The sequence below is a fragment of the Curtobacterium sp. ZW137 genome (assembly GCF_003762905.1).
Lineage (GTDB): Bacteria > Actinomycetota > Actinomycetes > Actinomycetales > Microbacteriaceae > Curtobacterium.
In genome coordinates this window covers 561,025-583,692 of the sequence record NZ_RJKS01000003.1, presented here as the reverse complement: position 1 = coordinate 583,692, position 22,668 = coordinate 561,025, and the positions used below count along the sequence as shown (strand labels likewise).

Annotated in this window: 19 protein-coding genes; 6 read left to right on the top strand and 13 right to left on the bottom strand. The window is 69.9% G+C overall.

All coding sequences use genetic code 11. From position 1 onward, the window contains the following. Nucleotides 1-21 precede the first annotated feature (21 nt). The 8 genes from iolB to EDF55_RS12395 form a co-directional block, all read right to left on the bottom strand. Complete coding sequence (gene iolB / locus EDF55_RS12430; RefSeq protein WP_185017363.1) at nucleotides 22-861, bottom strand: 5-deoxy-glucuronate isomerase; 840 nt, start codon at nucleotides 859-861, stop codon at nucleotides 22-24. Nucleotides 862-910: 49 nt separating this feature from the next. Beyond that, a complete protein-coding gene (locus tag EDF55_RS12425) occupies nucleotides 911-1,819 on the bottom strand; it encodes a sugar phosphate isomerase/epimerase (RefSeq protein WP_123655253.1) in 909 nt (302 codons plus the stop codon). Beyond that, nucleotides 1,816-2,826, bottom strand: a complete 1,011-nt coding sequence (iolG, locus tag EDF55_RS12420; RefSeq protein WP_123655252.1) for an inositol 2-dehydrogenase — start codon at nucleotides 2,824-2,826, stop codon at nucleotides 1,816-1,818. The genes EDF55_RS12425 and iolG overlap by 4 nt, the downstream gene beginning before the upstream one ends. Before the next feature lie 35 nt (nucleotides 2,827-2,861). Continuing rightward, entirely contained in the window at nucleotides 2,862-3,920 is a 1,059-nt protein-coding gene (locus EDF55_RS12415) for a Gfo/Idh/MocA family oxidoreductase (protein ID WP_123655251.1), read from the bottom strand. Then, nucleotides 3,917-4,819, bottom strand: a complete 903-nt coding sequence (locus tag EDF55_RS12410; protein ID WP_123655250.1) for a sugar phosphate isomerase/epimerase — start codon at nucleotides 4,817-4,819, stop codon at nucleotides 3,917-3,919. The genes EDF55_RS12415 and EDF55_RS12410 overlap by 4 nt, the downstream gene beginning before the upstream one ends. Beyond that, nucleotides 4,816-6,039 carry a Gfo/Idh/MocA family protein gene (locus tag EDF55_RS12405; protein WP_260235898.1) on the bottom strand — a complete coding sequence of 408 codons (1,224 nt, stop codon included), beginning with the start codon at nucleotides 6,037-6,039 and terminating at the stop codon, nucleotides 4,816-4,818. The genes EDF55_RS12410 and EDF55_RS12405 overlap by 4 nt, the downstream gene beginning before the upstream one ends. A 98-nt stretch (nucleotides 6,040-6,137) precedes the next feature. Continuing rightward, nucleotides 6,138-7,154 carry a LacI family DNA-binding transcriptional regulator gene (locus tag EDF55_RS12400; protein WP_185017361.1) on the bottom strand — a complete coding sequence of 339 codons (1,017 nt, stop codon included), beginning with the start codon at nucleotides 7,152-7,154 and terminating at the stop codon, nucleotides 6,138-6,140. 21 nt (nucleotides 7,155-7,175) lie between these two features. Next, nucleotides 7,176-8,654, bottom strand: coding sequence for a sugar porter family MFS transporter (locus EDF55_RS12395; RefSeq protein ID WP_123655248.1), 1,479 nt, complete (start codon nucleotides 8,652-8,654; stop codon nucleotides 7,176-7,178). Between the two features lie 222 nt (nucleotides 8,655-8,876). On the opposite strand from EDF55_RS12395, the gene EDF55_RS12390 reads away from it, so the two are divergent. From EDF55_RS12390 to EDF55_RS12375, 4 genes are all read left to right on the top strand, one after another. Further along, nucleotides 8,877-9,986 (top strand): sugar ABC transporter substrate-binding protein, encoded by a 1,110-nt coding sequence (locus EDF55_RS12390; protein ID WP_123655247.1) that lies wholly within the window; start codon nucleotides 8,877-8,879, stop codon nucleotides 9,984-9,986. A gap of 97 nt (nucleotides 9,987-10,083) precedes the next feature. Further along, nucleotides 10,084-10,848, top strand: a complete 765-nt coding sequence (locus EDF55_RS12385; RefSeq protein ID WP_243698218.1) for an ATP-binding cassette domain-containing protein — start codon at nucleotides 10,084-10,086, stop codon at nucleotides 10,846-10,848. Nucleotides 10,849-10,901: 53 nt separating this feature from the next. Next, nucleotides 10,902-12,152 (top strand): sugar ABC transporter permease, encoded by a 1,251-nt coding sequence (locus tag EDF55_RS12380; RefSeq protein WP_123655245.1) that lies wholly within the window; start codon nucleotides 10,902-10,904, stop codon nucleotides 12,150-12,152. Between the two features lie 77 nt (nucleotides 12,153-12,229). Next, on the top strand, nucleotides 12,230-12,781 hold the full coding sequence (locus EDF55_RS12375; RefSeq protein WP_123655244.1) for a GNAT family N-acetyltransferase: 552 nt from the start codon (nucleotides 12,230-12,232) through the stop codon (nucleotides 12,779-12,781). A gap of 88 nt (nucleotides 12,782-12,869) precedes the next feature. Here EDF55_RS12375 and EDF55_RS12370 read toward each other — a convergent pair whose 3' ends face one another. The 5 genes from EDF55_RS12370 to EDF55_RS12350 all read right to left on the bottom strand — a co-directional run bounded on the left by EDF55_RS12370 (nucleotide 12,870) and on the right by EDF55_RS12350 (nucleotide 18,826). Beyond that, a complete protein-coding gene (locus EDF55_RS12370; RefSeq protein ID WP_123655243.1) occupies nucleotides 12,870-14,321 on the bottom strand; it encodes a sugar porter family MFS transporter in 1,452 nt (483 codons plus the stop codon). 183 nt (nucleotides 14,322-14,504) lie between these two features. Beyond that, a complete protein-coding gene (locus tag EDF55_RS12365; protein ID WP_123655242.1) occupies nucleotides 14,505-15,569 on the bottom strand; it encodes a LacI family DNA-binding transcriptional regulator in 1,065 nt (354 codons plus the stop codon). Between the two features lie 41 nt (nucleotides 15,570-15,610). After that, nucleotides 15,611-16,480, bottom strand: a complete 870-nt coding sequence (locus EDF55_RS12360) for a carbohydrate ABC transporter permease (protein WP_123655241.1) — start codon at nucleotides 16,478-16,480, stop codon at nucleotides 15,611-15,613. Next, complete coding sequence (locus EDF55_RS12355) at nucleotides 16,477-17,436, bottom strand: carbohydrate ABC transporter permease (RefSeq protein ID WP_123655240.1); 960 nt, start codon at nucleotides 17,434-17,436, stop codon at nucleotides 16,477-16,479. The genes EDF55_RS12360 and EDF55_RS12355 overlap by 4 nt, the downstream gene beginning before the upstream one ends. A gap of 55 nt (nucleotides 17,437-17,491) precedes the next feature. After that, on the bottom strand, nucleotides 17,492-18,826 hold the full coding sequence (locus tag EDF55_RS12350; protein ID WP_123655239.1) for a sugar ABC transporter substrate-binding protein: 1,335 nt from the start codon (nucleotides 18,824-18,826) through the stop codon (nucleotides 17,492-17,494). A 153-nt stretch (nucleotides 18,827-18,979) separates the two neighbouring features. Here EDF55_RS12350 and EDF55_RS12345 point away from each other — a divergent pair, with 153 nt between their 5' ends. Together EDF55_RS12345 and EDF55_RS12340 are read left to right on the top strand one after the other, a co-directional pair. Next, on the top strand, nucleotides 18,980-20,893 hold the full coding sequence (locus EDF55_RS12345) for a hypothetical protein (protein WP_185017359.1): 1,914 nt from the start codon (nucleotides 18,980-18,982) through the stop codon (nucleotides 20,891-20,893). After that, complete coding sequence (locus EDF55_RS12340) at nucleotides 20,890-22,653, top strand: amylo-alpha-1,6-glucosidase (protein ID WP_123655238.1); 1,764 nt, start codon at nucleotides 20,890-20,892, stop codon at nucleotides 22,651-22,653. The genes EDF55_RS12345 and EDF55_RS12340 overlap by 4 nt, the downstream gene beginning before the upstream one ends. The last annotated feature ends 15 nt before the right edge of the window (nucleotides 22,654-22,668 follow it).

The following is a 22,668-nucleotide window of genomic DNA, read 5'->3' as shown; positions in this document are numbered from 1 at the left end:
CGAACTTCCTTCTGTGGTGGGTCAGGGGCGGACGGGGACGAACGGGACACGGGGGTCCGTGCCGAGGGTGTCCCACTTGGCACGGGCGGGTGCGAGCGCGGGGTCCTCGGCGGCCTGCAGGGTGCGCTCCGGCGCGGGCCCGGCGAGCACGTTGAGGTAGTAGAGGTCCTGGTCGTGGGCCGCGACGGTGGTGTGGTACCCCCAGGGGATGAGGCAGATGTCGCCGTCGCGCACGGGGACGTCGAGGTCGAAGTCGCGCTCGGGGCTGTACACCCGCTGCAGCGCCCACCCGTTCTCCGGGTCGCGGAGGCGGTAGTAGTAGACCTCCTCGAGCTGCGCTTCGCCGTCGATGTCGTGCTCGTGCTTGTGCGGCGGGAAGCTGGACCAGTTGCCGCCGGGGGTCCACACCTCGACGATGTGCAGCCGGTCCGCGGGGAACGCGGGCGACATCGGCGTCGAGACCTGGCGCGTGGCGGTGCCGCCGCCGCGCGTGGCGGATCCGACGTCGTCCGGCGTGACGAGGACGACCTCGTGCTGCTCGGTGGCCGGGGCCGTCGCGATCGCGAGCTCGGCACCGGGGGTGGCGGTGATCGTCACGGCGGTGTCCCGCGGGACGTAGAGCGTGTGTCCGAGCCCGTCGAAGACCGTGTCGCGACCGCCGATGCGGTACTCGTCACCGCCGACGGTGAGGACGAGGTCGCCGTGCAGGTTCACGAACGCCCGCTCGTTGCCGTCGGCCGGCAGTTCGACCGTCTCGCCGTCTCCGAAGGTCTTCACCTGGAAGGTGACGAACTCCCATCCTGCGATCTCCGGGGTGATGACGTCCCATGCGCCGTGCTTGAGCACCTGCGGGTCGACCATGTCTGATCCTCTCTGCGTCGTTGCGTCGGACTGAATGAGCATAGCGCTTTTATCGCTGAATGGACGAAACGTCCGCTGTAGGGAAATCCGCTTCCGCGAGCTGGAGGCAGCGGAGCGTCGTGTCCCGGGCCGCGTCCAACGCGTCCGGGAGGCTCTTGGCACGGTGCTCGACGGAGAGCATCTCCACGCCCCACGGACCGTCCCAGCCGAGCTCCGCCATCGTGCGGAGGAACCCCACGACGTCCTGGGCGCCCTCGCCGAGGTAGCGACGGTTGTCCCGGGTGTCCTCGAACAGCGTGCGACCGGCCTGCGGTTCGGCGTCGGCGTCGTTCACCTCGACGCCGACCACGGTGGCCGGGTCCAGGGTGCGCCGGAGCTCCTCGAGCGAGGTGTCGGCGCGGAACACGTGCCACGAGTCGACGACGAGTCCGGCGTGCGGGTGGTCGACGGCGCGGACGAGCTCGGACCCCTGGGGCATCGAGGAGATCCCGGCGAACGGGAGCGGTTCGAGTGCCAGCCGCGTGCCGATCTCCGCCGCCTCGTCGGCCAGCGCCCGGAACGGCCCGACGTACGGGTCGAGCGAGTCCACCGTGGGCGCGGGCGGCGGCCCGATCTTCACCATCGGACTCCCGAAGGCGCGGGCGGCGTCACGGAGCAGGTCCCAGCGGGTGCGCCACGGGGTCTCCGCAGGGTCCCGCCACCAGTCCTTGACGAGCTCGACCTCGAGGTGCCGGATGCCGACGCGGTCCGCGTGCTCGCGGAGCGCGTCGAAGCCGATCGTGTCGCGGACCACCTCGAGGTCGTCGACGACGAACCCGAGCCCGACGTAGCCGGCGTCCGCGGCCGCACTGACGCGCTCCCGGGCGGAGAACGAGCTCCGCTCCGAGGGCCCGTCGGGCAGTCCCGTGCCCGCGGTCGTCCAGCAGGTGGCGACGAGGTCGCGGTTTATCGGGCTCATCGTGACAGGTCGACCGCGACGGACTGGCCGGTGCGTGCGGAGCGGTCCGCGGCGTCCGCGAGCACGAGGGCGGCACGGCCGTCCTCGAACCCGGGGCTCCGCGAGGGCTCGCCGCGCACGGCCTTGAGGAACTCGACGACCTCGAGCCGGTACGCCTCCGCGTAGCGCTGCAGGAAGAAGTTCTGGTACGGCTCCAGGGACTCGACCGCGTCGGCGCTCCACCGGCGCACGAGGGTGTCCGTCTGGTTGCCGACCTGCAGCAGCCCCTCGGAGCCGAAGACCTCGAAGCGCTGGTCGTACCCGTAGGACGCGTGCCGCGAGTTCGTGATGACCACGAGCTCGTCGTCCGCCCCACGGAGGGTCACCACGGCGGAGTCGAAGTCACCGAGCTCGCGGGCCGTCGCACTGAAGGTGTTCGCGCCGCGGGCCGTCACCTCGACGATGTCCGGCACGAAGAACCGCGCCATGTCGAGGTCGTGGATCGTCATGTCCCGGAAGATGCCGCCGGATGCGCCGAGGTACGCCGCCGGCGGCTCGGCGGGGTCGCGGCTCGTGATGAGGACCTGCTCGAGCGTGCCAATCTCCCCCGCGCTGACGCGACGCTGCAGCTCGGTGAAGTGCCGGTCGAAGCGGCGGTTGAAGCCGAGGACGATCGGGATCGTCGCGGCGGCGGCCTTCGCGCGGAGGCGGTCCACCCGGGCCAGGTCGAGGTCGATCGGCTTCTCGCAGAGCACCGGCACACCGGCGTCGATGGCGGCGTCGATCAGGTCGACGTGGGTCGCGGTCGGTGCGGCGATGATCACCGCGTCGACCTCGCCCGAGGCGAACACCTCGGCCGGGTCCGTGCTCACCTTGCCGCCGTACTCGGCGGCGGTGCGCTCGGCGCCCTCCACGAACGGGTCACAGACCCACGCGAGCTCCGCGTCGTCGATGGCGGCCACGCTCATGGCGTGGACCTGTCCGATGCGACCGGTGCCGAAGAGGCCGATCCGGGTCTGTTGCGTCATTGCAATCTCCAGGGTGGTGGGTTGTGCCGCGTGGTCTACGCGGTGGTGCGGGGCCGGACGGGGCGTCCGGTGTGGAACGACTCCGCGGCCGCCTCGGCGAGCGCGGTGGCGACGAGTCCGGCGGCGGGGGGCGTCAGGCTCTCCGATTCTCCGCGGATCATCCGGACGAAGTGGGCGATCTCCTCCTCGAACGCCGGGACGAAGCGGTCGCCGAACGTGTCGTAGGGGTTCGACGGTGCGCTGCCGCCCGGTTCGGTGGAGGTGATCGGGGTGCGTGGACCGTAGCCGGCACCGTACGCGCCCTTCGAGCCGGTGACCTCGAGCCGGACGTCCTGGCCCGCGTCGCTGCGGCGGAGCGCGCCGATGCTGCCGACCGCGCCCGAGGCGAAGCGGAGCGTCACCATCGCGGTGTCGGTGTCCTGGTGGTCGCCGTAGACGGGCTCGTCGAGCACGGAGCCGATCATCGAGACCTCGACGACGGGGTCGCCGACCGTCCACGGGATGATGTCGAAGTCGTGGACGAGCAGGTCGAGCCACATGCCGTGCGACTGCGGGATGTAGTCGACGGGCAGCGCGTAGTGGTCGTTCTCCGTCGCCTGCACGAGCCGGAGCGTGCCGACGTCACCGTCGAGGACGTGCTGCCGGAGCCGCTGGTAGCCCGGGTCGTAGCGACGGTGGAACGCGACCATGATCGGTGTGCCCGTCGCGTCGAGGTCCCGGGAGAGCTCGGTCAGCTCGTCGACGCCGAGGGCGAGCGGCTTCTCGATGAGCAGCGGGGTGTGCGAGTCCGCGACGACCCGGGCGAGCTCGGCGTGCGTGTCCGTGGCCGAGGCGACGAGGATCCCGTCGAGCGAGGGCAGGACGTCGGCGAGCGGGTCGACCGTGGTCGACACCGGCGCCCAGACGTCCGACCCGGGCGCCCCGGACTCCGTGGTCTGCTCGGCGTCCCGCTGCGCCGCCAGCCGCGCCCGGACCGACTCCGTCCGTCCGGCGTCGCGGCCGATGAGCACGACCTCGTCGACGCCGGGCGTCCGCGCGAGGTTCCGCGCGTGCATCGCGCCGATGCGACCGAGTCCCGCGACGCCGACCCTCACCGTGCGACCTCGGCGGCCTCGAGCTCGGCGACCAGCGCGCGGACGTACTCGACGCTCGCACGGGCGTCCTCGATCGGGCCGGTGCCGGCGGCCGGCTCCTCGAGCACGACCTTGTCCTGCTCGAGCACGATCCAGCCGTCGAACCCGGCCTGCACCATGCTCGTCAAGATCGCGCGGATGTCGACGTCGCCCTGTCCGACCGGCCGGTAGAGGATGTCGGCCTTGATCGCGTCGAAGTAGCTGATCTCGCCGTCCGCGACCCGGCGCATGCCCTCGAGCGACACGTCCTTGAGGTGCATGTACGCGATGCGGTCGGTGTGCTCCGCGGCGAAGCGGACCGGGTCCGTGCCGCCGAGGAACAGGTGCCCGGTGTCGAAGCAGAACGGGATGGTGGAGCCGGCGAGGACGGCGTCGACGTCGTCCTTCGTCTCCACGACCGTGCCGACGTGCGGGTGCAGGGTCGCGGTGACGCCGACGGCCGCGGCGGCCTCGGTGATGCGGTCGAGGTTGGCGAAGAGCGTCGCCCACTGTTCGTCGGTGAGCGGCTCCCGCTGGGCGTCGTACCCGGTCTGCTCGCTGTCCGCGCAGACCACGAGGACGGTCGCGCCGGATGCCGCGTAGTCCGCGAGCTCCTGCTCGATGCGGGGCAGCGGGTCGATGCCGGGCTGGTGTGCGATGACGGGCACGAAGCTGCCGATCGCGGTCATCCCGAACTCGGCCAGGCGGGCGGCCTTGTCCTCGGGCGCCGGGGGCAGGAAGCCCTGCGCGCCGAGCTCGGTGGCCTCGAACCCGAGGGAGGTCATCTCGGCGAGGACGCGTTCCGGGGGCAGCTGGTAGCCCCAGCCGTCCACCTCGCTGACACCCCAGGAGATCGGTGCGGTGGCGATGCGGAGACTCATGCGCGTGCCCCTTCGGTGGTGTTCGTGCGGACGTTGGCGGTCGCGCCCGGTTCGACGGGCAGGTCGACCCACTGGCCGGACTCCGCCGACTCCTCGGCGGCGCTCAGCACGCGGGCCGATGCGACGGCGTCGTGGATGTTGGACCCGGTGGCCTCGCCCCCGGTGGCGGCGGTGAGGAACTTCGCGGCCTCGATGACCTTGAGGTCGTCGTAGCCCATGCTCGTGCCGGAGCTCGGCTGGAAGCGGGAGTAGTCGGGGAAGTACCCGTCCGCGAACGCGCGGGTGTAGCCCACGTGCTGGCCGGTGCGCGCGAGGGCGACCTCGAGCTCGTTGAGCCGCTCGAAGTCCCAGCGGACCGAGCCCTCGGTGCCGAAGACCTCGAACGCGTACTCGGAGCGCGGACCGACGGCGATGCGCGACGCCTCGAGGTTGCCGATCGCACCGGCGCCGACCGCGGACTCGTCGAAGCGGACGAGCATCGTGGCGTAGTCCTCGTTCTCGACGGGGAGCAGCTTGCCGGCGTCGGGCGTCCCCGGGAGACCGGGACGCTCGGTGAGGTAGGTGCCGGTCGCGGCGGAGATCGAGCCGATCGGACCGAGGACGTAGTGCATGAGGTCGACGAGGTGGCCCATCAGGTCGCCGAGGACACCGCTGCCCGAGGTCGCGCGGACGAAGCGCCAGGTCAGCGGGTCCTCGGGGTTCGAGGAGAACCCGCCGAAGAACCGGCCACGGACGTTCGTGATCCGGCCGAGCGAACCGTCGAGGACGAGCTGGCGGGCGTGCTGCACGGCGGGGACGTGCCGGTAGTTGAAGCCGATCGTGGTGGCGACACCCGCGGCGTCGGCGGCCGCGGCCACGGATTCGGTCTCGGCGGCGCCACGACCGACGGGCTTCTCGATCCAGAACGGCTTGCCGGCCTCGGCGGCCGCGATGCCGATCTCGGCGTGCAGGGAGTTGGGGGCGCAGATCGAGACGACCTCGACCTCGGGGTCGTTCAAGACCTCGCGGTAGTCGGAGACGACCTTCTCGTAGCCGAGGACGTCCGCGGCGTAGTCACGGCCGGCGGCGGCGACGTCGGCTGCTGCGACGAGGCGGGGGCGGATGCCGAGCTCCGGGTAGAGGAGCGGGAGGAGGGCGTAGGAGCGCGAGTGCAGTCGCCCCATCCACCCGACGCTGATGAGTCCGACACCGACGGTGCGGGGCGCGCTGTTCTCTGCCACAGGGGGCTCCTTTGCTTCCTGGTTTGAACCGGTCCAAAATCTTGGACCGGTTCAATGTACGACCGTCGATCCGACGATGTCAACCGCGTGCGGTGCGGTCAGCGGCGCGCGGGCACGGACGTCGCCCGGATCCGCAGGGTGGGTGCGACGAGCACCTCGCCCGGGTTCTCCTCGGAGAGCAGGAGCTCGGCCGCGCGGTGGCCGATCGTGGCGTTGTCCGGGTCCACCGACGTCAGTCCGACCGCCCCGAGCGCAGCGAGGTACGTGTTGTCGTACCCGGTGACGGCGACCGAGTCCGTCAGGCCCCGCTGCCGGAGCGCGGCCGTCACACCGATCGCGGCGAGGTCGTTGACCGCGGTGATCGCGGTCGGCGGCTCGTCGAGGTCGAGCAGCGCCTGCGCAGCCCGGAAGCCCGCCGCCTCGGAGAAGTCGCTCTCCGCGACGAGTCCGGCGTCGAGGCCGCGCTCCCGCATCGCGGCGACGAACGCATCGGCGCGGCCCGAGGCCACCCGACCGCCGGCGCCCCCGACGTGCCCGATCCGGTGGTGCCCCAGCCCGGCGAGGTGGTCCACGACGAGCCGGACACCGACCTCGTCGTCCCCGCGCACGGTCGCGGCGCCGGCGAGCCGGTCCGGTCGGGCACTGGCGATGACGATCCGGGCGGACCCCATCGCCTCCACCACGAGGTCCATGCTCGGCACCGATCCCACCACGATGAGCCCGGAGGGCTGCAGGTCGCCGAGCATCGCGACCGCCTCGAGGTCCAGGTGGGCACCCGCGCCGGGGAGCACCGCGCTGGTCATCAGCCCGAGCCGGCCACCCGCCGACAGCGAGAGCCTCGCGGCGTCCACCACCTCGGCGAACACCGGGTTCCGGGAGTCCGCGACGAGGATCCCGACGAAGTCGTCCCGCGCTCCGTTCAGCGAGCGGGCGACGCGGTTCGGGCGGAACCCGAGCGCGTCGGCCGCGTCCAGGATCCGCCGGAGCCGCTCCTGGCTGACCGACTCCGGCGAACTGAACGCGAGCGAGACCAGCGACTTGGAGACCGCCGCCCGCTCGGCCACGTCACGCATGGTCGCGCGCCGTGCCGTCGCCGTGGACCCGTCGTCAGCCATGGACCACATCTTGCAGCACGGTCACCGCTCGTCGCGACCGGCCCGCTTCGCCTTGCCCTTGATCGTGTCGATGTAGATCGCGCCGGTCGTCACCTCTTCCTCGAGCTTCTCCAGCGACCAGCCGCGGGTCTCCGGCACCTGGGTGACGATGAAGACGAGCGCGATGCCACCGATGACGGCGAAGAGGAAGAACGTGCCGGTGATGCCGATGCCCTCGATGAGCGACGGCACGTAGAGCGCGAGCACGCCGTTCATCAGCCAGCCGGCGAAGGCCGCGATGCCGGTCCCGAGTCCGCGCATGTTGAGCGGGAAGATCTCGGCGAGCCAGACCCACACGGCGATGTTCAGGCAGGACTGCATCGAGAGCACGAACGCGCAGATGAGGAACAGCAGCACGTACGGCCGGATCGGGTTGCCGTCCGGGATCACCAGCGACGAGACGCCGATCAGGATGTGGCAGGTGGTGGTGAGCGACAGGCCGAGGATGAAGGTCTTCCGCCGGTCGACGCGGTCCATGTTGCGGAGCGCGATGATCCCACCGACGACCGCCAGGATCCCGGGGGCGATGTTCGCGATCAGGGCGGCGTTCGCCCCGAAGCCGGACTGGATCAGGATGCGCTGGCCGTAGTACATGATCGAGTTGATCCCGGTGACCTGCTGCGCGATGGCGACGCCGCAGCCGATCAGGACGATGCGGATGAGCCAGCGGCTGGAGAGCAGCGCCTTGAGCCCGTTCAGCCGGGTCTCGCTCGGCTCTTCGGACGTGATCTTGCGGATCTCCTCGAGCTCGACGGCGGCGCGGTCCTCGTTGCGGACCGTCTTCAGGACCGCCAGGGCGCGCTCGTCGTGGCCGTGCTCGACCAGCCAGCGCGGGGACTCCGGCATCCTGAGCATGCCGATGAACAGCGCGGCTGCCGGGATCGAGCAGATGAAGAACATCACGCGCCAGACGCCGCCCTCGTCGCCGAGGACGATCCCGATGACCGCGTTGATGACGAACGCGGCGAGCTGCCCGCTCACGATCGCGAGCTCGTTGCGGCCGGTGATCATGCCGCGGATCTCGAGCGGAGCGAGCTCCGCCAGGTACACGGGGACGACGATCGACGCGGCACCGACCGCGAGTCCGACCGTGATGCGTCCGGCGAGCAGCACCTCGAAGTTCGGGGAGAACACGGCCAGGAGCGTGCCGCAGAAGAAGAAGACCGCCATCGCGATGATGGTCGACCGACGGCCGATGCGGTCGGACACCGGCCCGCCGACGAGCCCGCCGACCGCTGCTGCGAAGACGAGGGAGGAGATGACGACGCCGAGGCCGATGTCGTCGAGGCCCAGCTGCGACTGGATCGAGATCTCGGCGCCGTTGCTGACGCCGGTGTCGTAGCCGAAGAGCAGGCCGCCGAGGCAGGCCACGACCGAGATGAGACCGATCCGCTTGCGGTGCGGGCCGGTGGTCAACGGTGGGAGTTCGAGTGTTCCGCGCGGTTGTCCTTGTCCAGACATCAAGACTCCTTCGTCGTGTCGAGCCCAGTGTCCCCGGGCATGCCTTCCTCCCAGGTTCTCACACACCGGACTAAGTGTCCACAAAACGGAAGGTGCGTACTCCATGAAAGAAGACCTTGCGGCAGGGTCACCCGTATCGTATCGTTTGCCGGACAACTTGTTCGTTGAGTAGTAACTCGACGAACTATCGCCACCAACGGAGGTGGCAGATGGAGGCCTTCAATGAAGAAAGTCGTCACTCGAGCAGCGATCGCGGTTGCGTCGATCGCGCTCCTCGCGGGATCGCTCTCCGCGTGCTCGAACGGTTCCCAGGCAGCGTCGTCCGGCGGTGGTGGATCCGCCTCGAACGCCAAGATCGGCCTCTTGCTGCCGGACTCGGTCACCGCGCGCTTCGCGAGTGCCGACCGCCCGCTCTTCACTGCGCGCATCAAGAAGAAGTGCCCGGACTGCTCGGTCCTCTACCAGAACGCCGGGGGCGACGCGTCGAAGCAGCAGCAGCAGGCGCAGGCGATGCTCACGCAGGGCGTGAAGGTGCTGGTCCTCGACGCCTTCGACGGCGAAGCGGCCGCCTCGATCGTCAGCCTCGCGAAGTCGAAGAACGTCCCGGTCGTGTCCTACGACCGGCTCATCAACTCGGGTGACCTCAGCGCCTACATCTCCTTCGACAACAACAAGGTGGGCGAGCTGCAGGCCACGGCCCTCGTCGACCGCATGAAGGACCTCGGCATCGCCGACGACGCCGGCGTCCTCGAGGTCAACGGCTCACCGACGGACAACAACGCGTCGCAGTTCAAGGCGGGCGCGCAGTCCGTGCTGTCGAAGACGAGCTTCGACGTGCTCGGCGAGTACGACACCCCCGGATGGGACCCGGCGAAGGCACAGGCCTGGGCCGCTGGTCAGATCTCGAAGGTCGGCGTCACGAACATCAAGGGCATCTACGCCGCGAACGACGACACCGCTGGCGGCGTCATCTCGGCGATGCAGGCGGCCGGCGCCACTGACCTGCCGCCGATCACCGGCCAGGACGCGACGCTCGCCGGGCTCCAGCGGATCCTCGCCGGCAAGCAGTACATGACCGTGTACAAGGCGTTCAAGCCCGAAGCGCAGGGAGCGGCGGACCTCGCCCTCGAACTGGCCGCCGGCAAGAAGGCCTCGACGACGAGCACCGTGAAGACCGCCAGCGGCAAGAGCGTCCCGTCGGTGATCCTCACACCGGTGGCCGTCACCGCCGACAACATCAAGGACACCGTCGTGAAGGACGGACTCTTCACCGCGAAGGACATCTGCACCGCGCAGCTGGCCGCCGCTTGCACGAAGTACGGCATCAAGTGATCCGCCGGGAGGGGGGTCACTCCCCCTCCCCTGAATGCAAGGAGTCCTCGTGACCATCGCGGAACCCACCCCCGTCACCGTCCAGAAGGACCTGGTGATGTCCCTCCAGGGCATCAGCAAGCGCTTCGGCGCCGTCCAGGCCCTCTCGGGCATCGACTTCAACGTGCACGCCGGTGAGGTCGTCGCCATCGTCGGGGACAACGGCGCCGGCAAGAGCACCTTCGTCAAGATCCTCGCCGGCGTTTACACCCCGGACGAAGGCACGATCACGTTCGAAGGCGAACACGTGCAGATCGGCTCCCCGGCCGCTGCGCAGTCGCTCGGCATCGCGACGGTCTTCCAGGACCTCGCACTCGCCGACAACCTCGACGTCGTCTCCAACCTCTTCCTGGGGCGCGAGATCTCGACCTTCGTCCTCGACGAGGAGGCGATGGAGGCGAAGTCGTGGGAGCTGCTCCGACAGCTGTCGGCGCGGATCCCGTCGGTGCGCATCCCGATCGCATCGCTCTCGGGAGGGCAGCGACAGACCGTCGCGATCGCCCGATCACTCATCGGGGACCCGAAGGTCGTCATCCTCGACGAACCGACCGCCGCCCTCGGCGTCGCGCAGACCGCCGAGGTCCTGAACCTCGTCGAACGTCTCCGTGACCGAGGGCACGGTGTGGTGCTCATCAGCCACAACCTCGCCGACGTCCGCGCAGTCGCGGATCGCGTCGTCGTGCTCCGCCTCGGCCGCAACAACGGCGACTTCGCCGTCGCCGACGTGAGCTACGAGGACATCATCGCCGCGATCACCGGTGCCACAGACAACGCAGTCACCCGTCGCGCCGCCGCGCAATCCGAACGAGAGACCGACCAATGAGCAGCACCCGCCAGAGCAAGCGGCCACGAGGCACCTCTCCTGACCCCGTCACCATGAGCACGCCGACCTCCCGCGCTGCAGCGGACCTCCAGGACGAGCGGCTCCTCCGCGAAGAAGGCATCCGCGGTGCCGTCACCAGCTTCACCCGTCGGGTCCGCGCAGGCGACCTCGGCAGTCTACCCGTCGTCGTCGGACTCGTCGTCATCTGGGTGGCGTTCGGGATCCTGACACCCGGGGGGAGCTTCCTCTACGCGACGAACCTCGTCGACCTCGCCGTGCAGTGTGCGGCGGCCGGCACCATCTCGATCGGCATCGTCCTCGTCCTGCTCCTCGGCGAGATCGACCTCTCCGTCGGTTCCGTCAGCGGCCTCGCCGCGGCGATCCTCGGAGTCGGACTCACGCAGCTGCACTGGCCGCTGATCGCGGTGATCGCCGTCGCGCTCGGCGTCGGTGCACTCATCGGCCTGCTGTACGGCCTGCTGTACACGCGGTTCGGCGTCCCGAGCTTCGTCATCACGCTCGCGGGGCTGCTCGCGTTCCTCGGCGTGCAGCTGCTGGTCCTCGGCCAGAACGGCTCGATCAACCTGCCGACCGAGTCGTTCATCGTGCAGTTCGCGCTCTTCTCCTACCTGCCGCCGTGGCTCGTCTACACACTCGCGGTGCTCGCCGCGGGCGGCACGTTGTTCGCCGACCTCCGTCGCGATGCCCGGCGGAGCCGTGCCGGCCTGTCGACGGGCGCCAAGTCGCTCGTGATCACCAAGGCGGTGCTGCTCCTCGTCGGGCTCTCCGCGATCGGCTGGTACCTCTCGACCGACCGCGGCACCGGGACGTCCTTCGTGTTCTTCGTCCTGCTCGTGGTCATCATGAACTACCTCGTGAAGCGCACGAAGTGGGGCCGGTCGATCTACGCCGTGGGTGGCAACGTCGAGGCCGCTCGCCGGTCCGGCATCAAGGTGCGGCTCGTGTACATCTCGGTGTTCATGCTCTGCTCGGTGTTCGCCGTCATCGGTGGGCTCCTCGCGTCCGCCCACCTGTCCGCCGCGACCCTCAGCTCGGGCGGCGGTGACGTCAACCTCAACGCGATCGCTGCGGCTGTGATCGGCGGCACCAGCCTCTTCGGCGGCCGCGGCAACATCTGGTCGGCACTGCTCGGCGTGATCGTCATCCAGTCCATCGCGAACGGCCTGAACCTGCTGAACTTCGAGGACTACACCCGGTACATCGTCACCGGAGCCGTCCTGCTCCTCGCGGTCATCATCGACTCGCTCTCGCGTCGCTCCCGGGCGAGTCACGGTGCCGCCTGACCCGAAGCACGACACGGAACGGGCCCCTCGGCAGCAGCCGAGGGGCCCGTCCCGTTCGGTGCGGCAGGATCGGACGCATGGACGTCGTCACCTGGACCCTCGAGTCGCACACACCTCCGACCGCTCCGCCCCGGCCCGTCCCGGCTCCGGTGCGGCTCGACCGGACGAGTGCGGTCGACCCCGAGTACGCCCGGTTCCTCTACGGGTACGTCGGCGGCGCCTGGCGCTGGACCGATCGGCTCGACTGGACCCGGGAGCAGTGGGCGGAGGAACTCGCGGTCCCCGGCACGGTGTTCCTGCTCCCGAGCGCCGACGGCGTCCCCCTCGGCTACGTCCAGCTCCAGCCCGTCCCGCACGACGACGGCGTCCACGTCGAGATCCGCTACTTCGGCCTGGCCGCGCCCGGCCTCGGACGCGGGCTCGGCGGCCCGCTCCTCGAACACGCGATCGCGACCGCCTGGTCGCTCCCCGACGCGGTGCGCGTCTGGGTGCACACGTGCGACCTCGACGGACCGGCGGCCCGCCCGAACTACGAGGCCCGCGGCCTCGTCCTCTGCGACACCGCACACAGCGACGAGGACGTTCCGGACGCACCGCTCGGCGCGTGGGTCTCCACGGGTGGGCGGTGACCGGATGACGGCCGGGAGGCTCGTGGCGGCCCCGCCACGAGCCTCCCGGCCGGTCTGCTGGTGACGTCGCGAGCCGCCGGCCGACGTCCTAGGCCGTCGCGTCCTGCATCTCGTGCTCGATGTCCGTCAACGACTTGCCGCCGGTCTCCGGGACCGCGCGCCACACGAACACGACGCCGGCCACTCCGATGACCGCGAAGGCGATGAACGTCCAGGACCCGCCGATCGCGTGGACCACCGGCAGGAACGCCAGCGACACCGCCCAGTTCGCGAGCCACAGGAACACCCCGGCGACGCCCATGCCGATGCCGCGCACCGCTGACGGCACCAGCTCGGAGATGATCAGCCACGTCGTCGTCGCGACCGCGGACTGCTGGAACGCCAGGAACAGCACCATCACGCCGAGCGTCAGGTAGCTGAAGCCGGGACCGCGCTCCGTGAGCGGGAAGGTGGCACCGAGCGCGACGAGGGACACGACCCCACCCAGGGAGCCGCCGATGAGCAGCTTCTTGCGCGGCACCCGGTCGACCAGGCGCAACCCGACGAGCGTCGCGACGACGCTGATGACACCGATCGCGATCGTCGCGACCACGGCGGTCGACGACGGCAGCCCGGTGTCCACCAGCAGGGTCGGTGCGAAGTAGATCACGGTGTTGACGCCCGTCGCCTGCTGCAGGATCGCGACCCCGACGGCGATGAGCACGGAGCGCCGGATCCACGGCTGCCGGAACCCGCTCCACCCCTGGCTCTCGGACGACTGCGACTCCTGCGCCTGGCGGATGGTGCGGAGTTCCCGGTGCGCCTCACGCTCGGGGTAGGTGCGGCGGAGGACCTGCAGTGCGTCACCCGCACGGTCCCGCATCCGGTACCACGTCGGGGTGTCGGGCAGCAGGACCATGCCGACGACGAGGACCACGGCCGGGACCGCCGCGAGCCCGAGCATCCAGCGCCACGCGCCGTACTGCGCGAGCCACGCGTTCACCAGGTACGCCAGCAGCTGCCCGGTGACGATCATCAGCGAGTTGAGCGAGACCAGGCGTCCGCGGATGTCCGACGGCGCCATCTCGGCGATGTAGAGCGGGACGATGATCGAGGACACCCCGACCGCCAGGCCCAGCACCACGCGACTGACCAGCAGGACGGCGTAGTCCGGGGCGAAGGCGCACCCGATCGTCGCGACGATGAAGACCACGCCGGCGAGCACCAGGGCGAGCCGGCGGCCGACGCGGTCCGCGACCCGTCCGCCCGCCAGTGCGCCCACCGCGGCGCCGATGAGCAGCACGCTCGTGACCATGCCCTCCTCGAAGACGCCGAGGTCGAAGTCCGAGGACACGTAGAGCAACGCGCCGGAGATCACGCCGGTGTCGTAGCCGAAGAGCGCACCGCCGACGGCCGCGACGGCGGCGACGACGCGGACGAAGCGCTTCCGGGCGCGGGCGTCCGGCGGCAGCACCGGGATGTGCGTCGTCTCGATGCCGGGCTCGTAGGCGCTGCGGTCCTCGGGGGTGCGGGTCCGCGGGGTGCGGGCTGGCAGGGGCATTGTCGTCCTTCGATGTGCGGTGGTGGCACATCGACGGTGATGCCCTCGGGTCTGATCCGTCACGAGCGTACGCATGCGTTCGCAACGATCGTTACCAGACCCTCAGGTTTCCCATGCGCCGGACGGGTCGTCGAGACGAGGGGAAAAGCCGACGTCGGTTCGCGCCGTCCGCGGCGGCGGGTCTCAGACGTCGGCTGGACGGACCGGCCCGGTCGACCCGCGGAGCCGGAGCTCCGGCTCGACCAGGATCTCGTCGCTGCTGACTTCCCGGTGCCCGATGAGCGAGGTGACCAGTCGGCCGACGTTCTCGGCGATCCGCTCGACCGGTTGCCGCACAGTCGTCAGCGGCGGGGCGGTGAAGTCGAGCATCGGTGAGTCGTCGTAGCCGACCACCGAGACGTCGTGCGGCACGCGGAGCCCGGCCCGGTCGACCGCGCGGTACGCGCCGAGCGCCATCTCGTCGCTCGACGCGACGATCCCGGTCACGCCGTGGGCGAGCAGCGCCGACGCCGCCTGTTGCCCGCCTTCGATGTTGAAGTGCTGCCGGACGACGAAGGCCTCGGGTTCCGCGACACCGCGACGGCCGAGCGCCTGCAGGAACCCTTCGACACGACGGTCGGCGGGGACGTTGCCGACGGGTCCGGCCGCGAGACCGACCCGACGGTGGCCGAGGTCGTGCAGGTGACCGACGGCGAGCTCGGCCGCCCGCCAGTCGTCGGTCGACACCACGGGCGAGTCGACGTCGGGGAAGCCGCCGTTGATGCTGACGTACGGGATGCCCCGGGACTCGATGAGCTGCAGGACGCGGTGGTCGGCGTCCCGGAGGGTGTTGCTCGAGGAGAGGAAGACGATCGCCGCGACGCCGGCGTCCACCAGGGACTCGACGTAGTCACGCTCCTGCGGGGTGCCCGGGTAGACGGGGCAGATGATCGACTTCAGGCCGTACGGGCTGAGTTCGTTCTCGACTCGCTCGGCCTGCTGGGCGAAGATCGGGTTCTTGAGGTTCGGCGTGAGCATCAGCACGAGCCGGTCGTCGAGCGGACGCTCGTAGCCGACCTGCTTGAGTGCGTCTTCGACAGCCTGCCTGGTGGAAGCCGAGACGCCGTACTTCCGGTTCAGGACCCGGCTGACGGTCGCCTCACTGACCGAAGCCACCTGGGCGACCTGGGCGAGGCTGGTCGAGCCAGCCGGGGTGCGCGCTCCACCACGTCGGCGCTTCGGCGCTTCGAAGTCGTTCGCGGGCTCCATCTCTCACCTCTCCGTCGAAACTAGTGCACGGCGACCACCGGTCACTGCTTGACCGACCCGGCGAGCAGTCCGGCGACGAAGTACCGCTGCAGGAACAGGAACAGGACCAGGACGGGCAGGGCGGAGACGAGGGTTCCCGTCAGGAGTTGACCGTAGTCCGTCGCCTGCACGCCGTGGAGGGTCGCGAGGGCCACCGGCAGCGTGTAGGCATCGGGGGTCCGCTGCACGATGAGTGGGTAGACGAAGTCGTTCCACTGCCCGAGGAACAGGAAGATCGCCAACGCGGCGAGCGCTGGGCGCATCGTGGGGAGCACGATCTGGAAGAAGGTGCGGAACTCACCGGCGCCGTCGACCCGCGCTGCCTGGATGAGTTCGTCGGGCACGGACTGCATCGTCTGGCGCATCAGGAAGATGCCGAACGGCAGCGCGAGGTTCGGCAGGATGAGCGCCTGGTACGAGTTGAGCCAGCCGAGCTGCACCATGATCTGGAACAACGGGACCAGCGTGACCTGCCCCGGCAGCGCCAGCGACGCGACGATCACGGTGAACATGGCGTCGCGGCCGCGGAAGCGGAACTTCGCGAAGGCGTACCCGGCAGTGCTGCAGACCACGATGCCGAACACCGTGTAGACGAGCGAGACGATCATCGAGTTCTTGAACGCCGCGCCGAGCTCGAGGTTCGTGAACAGGCCGGTGAGGTTCGTCCAGAACCGTGACCCGGGCAGCAGCGCCGGCGGTGTGGAGAAGATCTCACTGGTGTTGTGGGTCGCGGCGACGATGAGCCACGCGAACGGCGCGAGCATCACGACCGCGCCGAGGGCGATGACCGTGGTCAGCAACGCACTGAGCGGAGTCGAGTCGCCTGGGCGACGCGCGCGGCCTCGGCGGACGACGGGGATCTGGACGGTCATGCGGAACGCCTCCTGAGGACGAGCATCTGGATCACGGAGATGGCGGCGACGATGATCGCGAGGACGTACCCGATCGCGGACGCGTACCCGAAGTCGAAGTTCCGGAAGGCGTTCTGGTACAGGTACATGCCGATGGTCAGCGTCGCGTTGTCCGGGCCACCGCCGGTGAGCACGAACGGCTCGTCGAAGAGCTGCAGCGTCCCGATCGTGGAGAGGACGACCGTCAACAGGATCGCCGGCCGGAGCCCCGGCAGCGTCACGTGCCAGAACTGCTGGCGACGGTTCGCGCCGTCCATCTGCGCTGCCTCGTACAGTTCCTCGGGGATCGACTGCAGCTGCGCGAGGTACATCACGGCGTTCTGCCCGGTGTAGTGCCAGGTCATCGCCAGCACGATCGAGACCTTCGCCCAGAACGGGTCGGCCAGCCATGGCACCGAGTGGATCCCGACGAGCGACAGCAGGTAGTTGATGAAGCCGTTCTGCGACAACAGCGCCGAGAACAGGATCCCGTAGGCCACGAGCCCCATCACGATCGGGACGAAGTACGCGACGCGGAAGAACGCGCGCGCCTTCAGGAGCTTCGAGTTGAACGCGACCGCCAGGAGGATCGCGAGCACCAGCATCATCGGGACCTGGAACAGCAGGATCTCGACGGTGTTGCGGAGCGCGGTCCAGAAGAGCGGGTCACCCGCGATCCTGGCGTAGTTCTGCCCGCCGACGAAGGTCGTGAGCCCGCCGACGTTCTGGGTCAGGCTCAGCCAGAGGGCCGAGAGCACCGGGTAGACCTTGAAGCCGGCGAACAGGACGATCACCGGGAGCAGGAACACGTAGGGCACGAGCGTCGCACGGAGCGCCGCTCCCGATCGTCGGCGAGGACGTCGTGCCGGGGGTGTCGGACTCTGGACAGGGGGACCAGGGGGCGTCGTCCGGGAACCGGAGTGTGTGGTGGTCGACATCGCTTCTCGTCTCGAGGTGGCGGGTGTCACGGATCGCGACACCCGCCACGGTTGGTCAGTCGCCGGAGATCTTCCGGCCGGTCTGGGACTTGAGCAGGTCAGCGGCTGCATCGAGGGCCTTCCTCGGGTCCTTGCCCTGCACCAGCACCTGCGTCTGCGCGTCGTCGTAGACCTTGAGGGCCTTGGCGTAGTCCTTCGTGTAGTAGTCCGGCGGCGTCTTCTGGCTGAGTGCACCCGTGACCAGGTCGTTCGTGTTGACGCCGAAGTACGGGTCGTCCTTCTTGAAGGAGGCTTCGTCCCACATCGGCTCGAAGCTCGGGAACAGCCCGGCCTTCTCGGTCACGATCTGCTGGCCGTCCTTCGTGGCCATCGCGTACTTGACGAACTCGTACGCGAGCGCCTGGTTCTTGCTGGCCTTCGCGACCGTCAGGTACGTGCCGCCGGCCGATGCGGCCGTGAGGCCACCCGGCTCCATCGCCGGCGAGGTGCGGACGCCCCACTTGCCCTGCATCTCGGGCGCGGTCGATGCGAAGCTGCCGACCATCCAGGACGCGCCGGGCATGATCGCGACCGGTGACTGGCCCTTCATCTGCGAGGTGGTGCCCTGGCTCTGCGGGATGTCGGTGACCAGCCCGGCGTCGTTGGCTTCCTGGAGGAACTGGAGGGCCTTGACGCTCCCGGTGTCGTTCAGCGTGATGTCGCCCTTCTTGTCGAAGAAGAAGGTCTTCTGCAGGCGCGCGAGCATCTGCCAGAAGTTCGCGGCGTCCGCCTGCGATGCCGCCTTGTCGATCGCGAAGAGGTTCGCCCCGGTGGCCTGCTTGATCTTCTTGCCCGCATCGAGCATCTGGTCCCAGGTCGTCACCGAGTCGACGTCGACGCCGGCCTTCTCGAAGAGGTCCTTGCGGTAGAACACGAGGTTGGTGTTCACCTCGAAGGGCACGCCGAACTGCTGCCCCTTCGTGTCCTGGCCGCCGTCCCACAGCCCGCTCGGGAAGTCCTTCGACAACGAATCCGCTCCCATGTCACTGAGGTTCGCGAAGCCGTCGGGGAACGTCTCGAGGTAGTTGCCCATGTAGTCACCGCCGATGTCCATGACGTCGGGCAGCCCGGTTCCACCGGCCGCCATGCCGGTGGTGATCTTGTCCCAGATGGCGGGGTTGCCGACGTCCTGCACCTTCACGGTGACGCCGGGGTGCGTCTTCTCGAAGGCCTTGCCGGCGGCCTGCATGCCGACGGCCGGTGAGCCCCAGGCCCATGCGGTCAGTGTCTTCGAGCCGGTGTCGCCGGACGACGACGTCGAACAGCCGGTGAGCAGTCCGGCGAGCACGGCGCCCGCTGCGGTGAGGGCACCGACCCGGGTGCGCCAGCGGTGACGCGACGATGCGGTCATTTCGATCCTCCTCGATCGAGTGGTCCCCAGACGGGGTGTCGGCACTCATGATGACCACGTTTGCCACGCTCTTGCAAGACTTGGTTACAAGTTTGCATAATTGGATCGCAACGTCGCCCCCGCCAGCTCCGCTCGAAGGAACCCACGACAACGATGTCCTCGCCCGACCCGATTTCCCTGCTCGACGCCGGCGCCTCGGCCGAACCAGTCAGTGACGACCGGTGGACGCTGAGCGCCACCGGCGCCCACGACCGGATCACGCTGCGGTTCCCACCCGGCCCGGTGTTCCTGGTCGACGGCGTCCACGACGGCGAACGCCACGTCCTGCCCCTGACGGCGGACGGAGTCGGTCAGGCGACCGCCACCGCCGCGTGCTGGGTACTGCCGGAGGACCCCGACGTCGGACGGTCCGGCACCGCGACCGCGTGGCACGTGGCGGGCGGCCCGGTCACAGCGACCGTGCACGCCGACGGCGTGACCGTGGTCGTCGATGCGTCGAGCGTCTCCGTCACCGCGCACCGGCCCCGCCCCCACGCGGACGTCGACGGGGGTGCCTTCGCCCTGGAGCTCCCGGGTGGCGCCGACCTCGCCGACGCCTGGGCCGGGTTCTACTGGGGGACGATCCTGCCGTGCGTGGTCGAGCGGACGACCGCTGCCGGCTACCCCGACCCGAGCGGCTACGTGATCAGCACGCTGGCCGACAAGTACGTTGGCACCTACCCGGACGTCGACCACGAGTTCCAGATCAAGGGGCGGTTGGCGTGGGGCAGCGCCACCGACCAGGACATCGTCCGACGGATGATCGAGCTCCAGCTCCGGATGATGCGCGAGGACCCCGAGGGGCTCTGGCGCGACCCGTGCGCCGTGCAGCCGGACGGCGATCGCGAGTACCACGTCCGCAGAGGCAGCCTCGACGGCTCGGCGAACGCCGTGATGTTCCTGGTGACCGGGAACGTCGAGGTCGTCGAGTCCGTCTGGAACCTCGTCGCGCGGAGCAACGACCTCGACTGGCTGCGCTCGGTGATCGCGGACCTCGAGGGCGCGACGTCCCTCGTCGAGTCCTGCGTCGACGCGCGCGGTCGGCTCTGGTCGGACGTCTACTACGAGGACCAGGTGATCAAGGACGGCCGAGAGACCATGGCGGCGGTGCTGGCGGCGAACTCCCTCCGTCTGCTCGCGGAGCTCGAGGAGTTGATCGCGGAGTCCGCTGCCGATGCCCGGCACGAGCGCGCCGCGGGGTACCGAGCGCTCGCCACGCGGCTCGATGCCGCGGTCCGAGCGCCGCTCCCCCTCGGCCACTGGGACCCCTCGGCACGCCGCTTCGTCGACTGGGTCGACCGTTCGGGGGTCCCCCACGACCACGTCCACCTGCTCGCGAACGTGCTGCCCGCCGTCTTCGGTGTCGCCGATGACGATCAGGTCGAGGACGTCATCGCCCTCGTCGACGCCGAACGCGACGAGTTCCAGCGCTTCCCGACCTTCCTGTCGTCGAGGATCGCCGAGTACACCGATGCCGAGATCGGTGACGGCGGGCCGTACGACCTGTGCGCTGCCGGCCGGTACTGGTCCTGGGACGCGGCGTTCTGGTCGTGGCGTCGTGAGGGCGACGTCCTCCGGGACCAGCTCCACCGGGTGGCCGCTGCGGGCGCCGCCGACGACTGGGTGATGGGCGAGCGCTACGACATGGACCACGTCTACTACGTGGACGGGTCGGACTGGCACGGCGCAGCGCACTACTACGAGTACCCGAACGTGTTCGCGTGGGTCCTGGTCACGGAGTACCTGGGGGTGCGCCCGAGCCTCACGGCGGACTTGCGTGTCGCCCCGCGGCTCGTCGACATCGGACGGGTCCGACTCGGTCAGGCCGCTTACCAGCTGTCGTACCTGGTCCGCGACGGCTGGTTCACGCTCACCAACGAGGCCGACCGTGAGCGGACGTTCGAGCTCGACCTCTCGGCTCTCGGTTCGCGCACCTCCACCGACCGGCAGGGCGACGTGACCGAGACCGTGGTGCTCGGTCCGGGCCAGACGGTGCACCGCGTCACCACGACCGGCACTCCCGCATGAGCGTCGACATCGTGAGCACGGCGGTCCCCCGCGAACTCGCCGTCGATCTGGCAACGACTCCGTTCAGTCGCCGTGGGTCCTACTTCGCGGTGTCCAGGGTCGCTGATCCGAGCCTCCGCGCACCGGACCAGCACGAGCACGGCGTGTACCTCCGCACCGTCCGCGGCGACGCCCGGCACCGCGAGATCCTCCGACTGCTCCTCGACGGTGGCGCCGACGCCATGTCCGAGACGACCGCCGGCCGACTGGTCCTCCGGCACGACGGCACCGCCGTCGAGGTGGTCCTGGACGGTCCCGGCCGCGCCTACCTGCGCGTCACCGGCGGCTCGGTGACCCTCGACTTCCGAGCGGCTTCGCAGTACGACGCCGTGCTGCCGGAACGGGACGGCGTCTGGCGCTTCGTCGACAGCGGCGCCAACCGGAACTACCGGCTGCGCGTCACCGGCGGAACCGCACGGTTCGACGCCCGCTGGGACGGCATCCGCAACTCGGAAGCCCGCTTGCGGGTCACGCCCGGTGACACCGACGGGTTCGCCACGGGATCGGCAGTCATCGTCATCGACGAGTACGGCAGCGCCGTCCGGGACGACCGACCAGCGCCCGTCGCCGACGTAGCTGCCGCCGCCCAGGCGGACTTCGACGCCTGGTGGCGCCTGCACGGCGGCGACCAGCGCGGTGACCCACGGCTGGACGACGCGGTCCGGCTCGCGACCTTCGTGACGTGGGCTGCGATCGTCCCGGCCGGCGGACTCCTCCGCCGCGAATCGATGCTCATGTCGAAGAACCGCATGACGAACGTGTGGAGCTGGGACCACTGCTTCAACGCCATGGCGCTGTGGCGGAACCCGGACGCCGCCGCCGACCAGCTGTTCGCGGTCTTCGACCACCAGGACGAGCACGGCTGCCTGCCCGACTACGTCAACGACGCCGGCGTCGAACGGAACTTCGTCAAGCCGCCGATCCACGGCTGGTCGATCGGGCACCTCATGGACCGCGGCGGCCTGACGGCCGATGCCGTCGCGGCGCTCTACACCCCCCTGGGCCGATGGACGGACTGGTGGTTCGCGCACCGCGTCTACAGTGACGACGGCGTGCCCTCGTACAACCACGGCAACGACTCCGGCTGGGACAACGCGACGACCTTCGGCGTCGGCGTCCCCGTGCAGAGCCCCGATCTGCTCGCGTACCTGGCACTGCAGATGCGCACGCTCGGTCGCATGGCGGACGCCCTCGGCCGCCGCACGGAGGCGACCGCGTGGCGCACGCGGGCTGACGCGACGATCCGCATGCTGTGCGAACGGTTCTGGGTGGACGGCAGGTTCGTGGCACGGGACACCCGCACCGGGGCCGTGATCGACGCCGACAGTCTGATCACCCTGATGCCGCTCGTGCTCGGCGAACTCCTGCCGGCAGAGCAACGCGCGGCATCAGTGGAACGACTGTTCAACGGTGGGTACCTGACCCGCAACGGTCTGGCGACCGAGCCGCTGTGGAGCCCCCTGTACGAGGCCGACGGCTACTGGCGGGGCCCGATCTGGGCGCCGTCGACGATGCTGCTCGTCGACGGGCTCGCTCGGGCCGGGTACGCCGACCTGGCCGCGGACATCAGGGACCGGTTCGTCGACACCTGCGCCGCGGCAGGGATGGCGGAGAACTTCGACGCCGTGACCGGCGCGGGGCTCCGGGACCGCAGCATGACCTGGACCGCGTCCGTGTTCTTGACGATGGTCTCCGAGCGCGCGGCGGCGCACCCCGTGTAGAGCACGCTCGCCCCT

What these genes read in the sequence shown, in the direction of transcription:
- iolB (WP_185017363.1), bottom strand. Translation starts at nt 861, where the DNA reads ATGGTCGACCCGCAGGTGCTCAAGCACGGCGCATGGGACGTCATCACC.
- EDF55_RS12425 (WP_123655253.1), bottom strand. Translation starts at nt 1,819, where the DNA reads ATGAGCCCGATAAACCGCGACCTCGTCGCCACCTGCTGGACGACCGCG.
- iolG (WP_123655252.1), bottom strand. Translation starts at nt 2,826, where the DNA reads ATGACGCAACAGACCCGGATCGGCCTCTTCGGCACCGGTCGCATCGGA.
- EDF55_RS12410 (WP_123655250.1), bottom strand. Translation starts at nt 4,819, where the DNA reads ATGAGTCTCCGCATCGCCACCGCACCGATCTCCTGGGGTGTCAGCGAG.
- EDF55_RS12400 (WP_185017361.1), bottom strand. Translation starts at nt 7,154, where the DNA reads ATGGCTGACGACGGGTCCACGGCGACGGCACGGCGCGCGACCATGCGT.
- EDF55_RS12395 (WP_123655248.1), bottom strand. Translation starts at nt 8,654, where the DNA reads ATGTCTGGACAAGGACAACCGCGCGGAACACTCGAACTCCCACCGTTG.
- EDF55_RS12390 (WP_123655247.1), top strand. Translation starts at nt 8,877, where the DNA reads ATGAAGAAAGTCGTCACTCGAGCAGCGATCGCGGTTGCGTCGATCGCG.
- EDF55_RS12385 (WP_243698218.1), top strand. Translation starts at nt 10,084, where the DNA reads ATGTCCCTCCAGGGCATCAGCAAGCGCTTCGGCGCCGTCCAGGCCCTC.
- EDF55_RS12380 (WP_123655245.1), top strand. Translation starts at nt 10,902, where the DNA reads ATGAGCACGCCGACCTCCCGCGCTGCAGCGGACCTCCAGGACGAGCGG.
- EDF55_RS12375 (WP_123655244.1), top strand. Translation starts at nt 12,230, where the DNA reads ATGGACGTCGTCACCTGGACCCTCGAGTCGCACACACCTCCGACCGCT.
- EDF55_RS12370 (WP_123655243.1), bottom strand. Translation starts at nt 14,321, where the DNA reads ATGCCCCTGCCAGCCCGCACCCCGCGGACCCGCACCCCCGAGGACCGC.
- EDF55_RS12365 (WP_123655242.1), bottom strand. Translation starts at nt 15,569, where the DNA reads ATGGAGCCCGCGAACGACTTCGAAGCGCCGAAGCGCCGACGTGGTGGA.
- EDF55_RS12360 (WP_123655241.1), bottom strand. Translation starts at nt 16,480, where the DNA reads ATGACCGTCCAGATCCCCGTCGTCCGCCGAGGCCGCGCGCGTCGCCCA.
- EDF55_RS12355 (WP_123655240.1), bottom strand. Translation starts at nt 17,436, where the DNA reads ATGTCGACCACCACACACTCCGGTTCCCGGACGACGCCCCCTGGTCCC.
- EDF55_RS12350 (WP_123655239.1), bottom strand. Translation starts at nt 18,826, where the DNA reads ATGACCGCATCGTCGCGTCACCGCTGGCGCACCCGGGTCGGTGCCCTC.
- EDF55_RS12345 (WP_185017359.1), top strand. Translation starts at nt 18,980, where the DNA reads ATGTCCTCGCCCGACCCGATTTCCCTGCTCGACGCCGGCGCCTCGGCC.
- EDF55_RS12340 (WP_123655238.1), top strand. Translation starts at nt 20,890, where the DNA reads ATGAGCGTCGACATCGTGAGCACGGCGGTCCCCCGCGAACTCGCCGTC.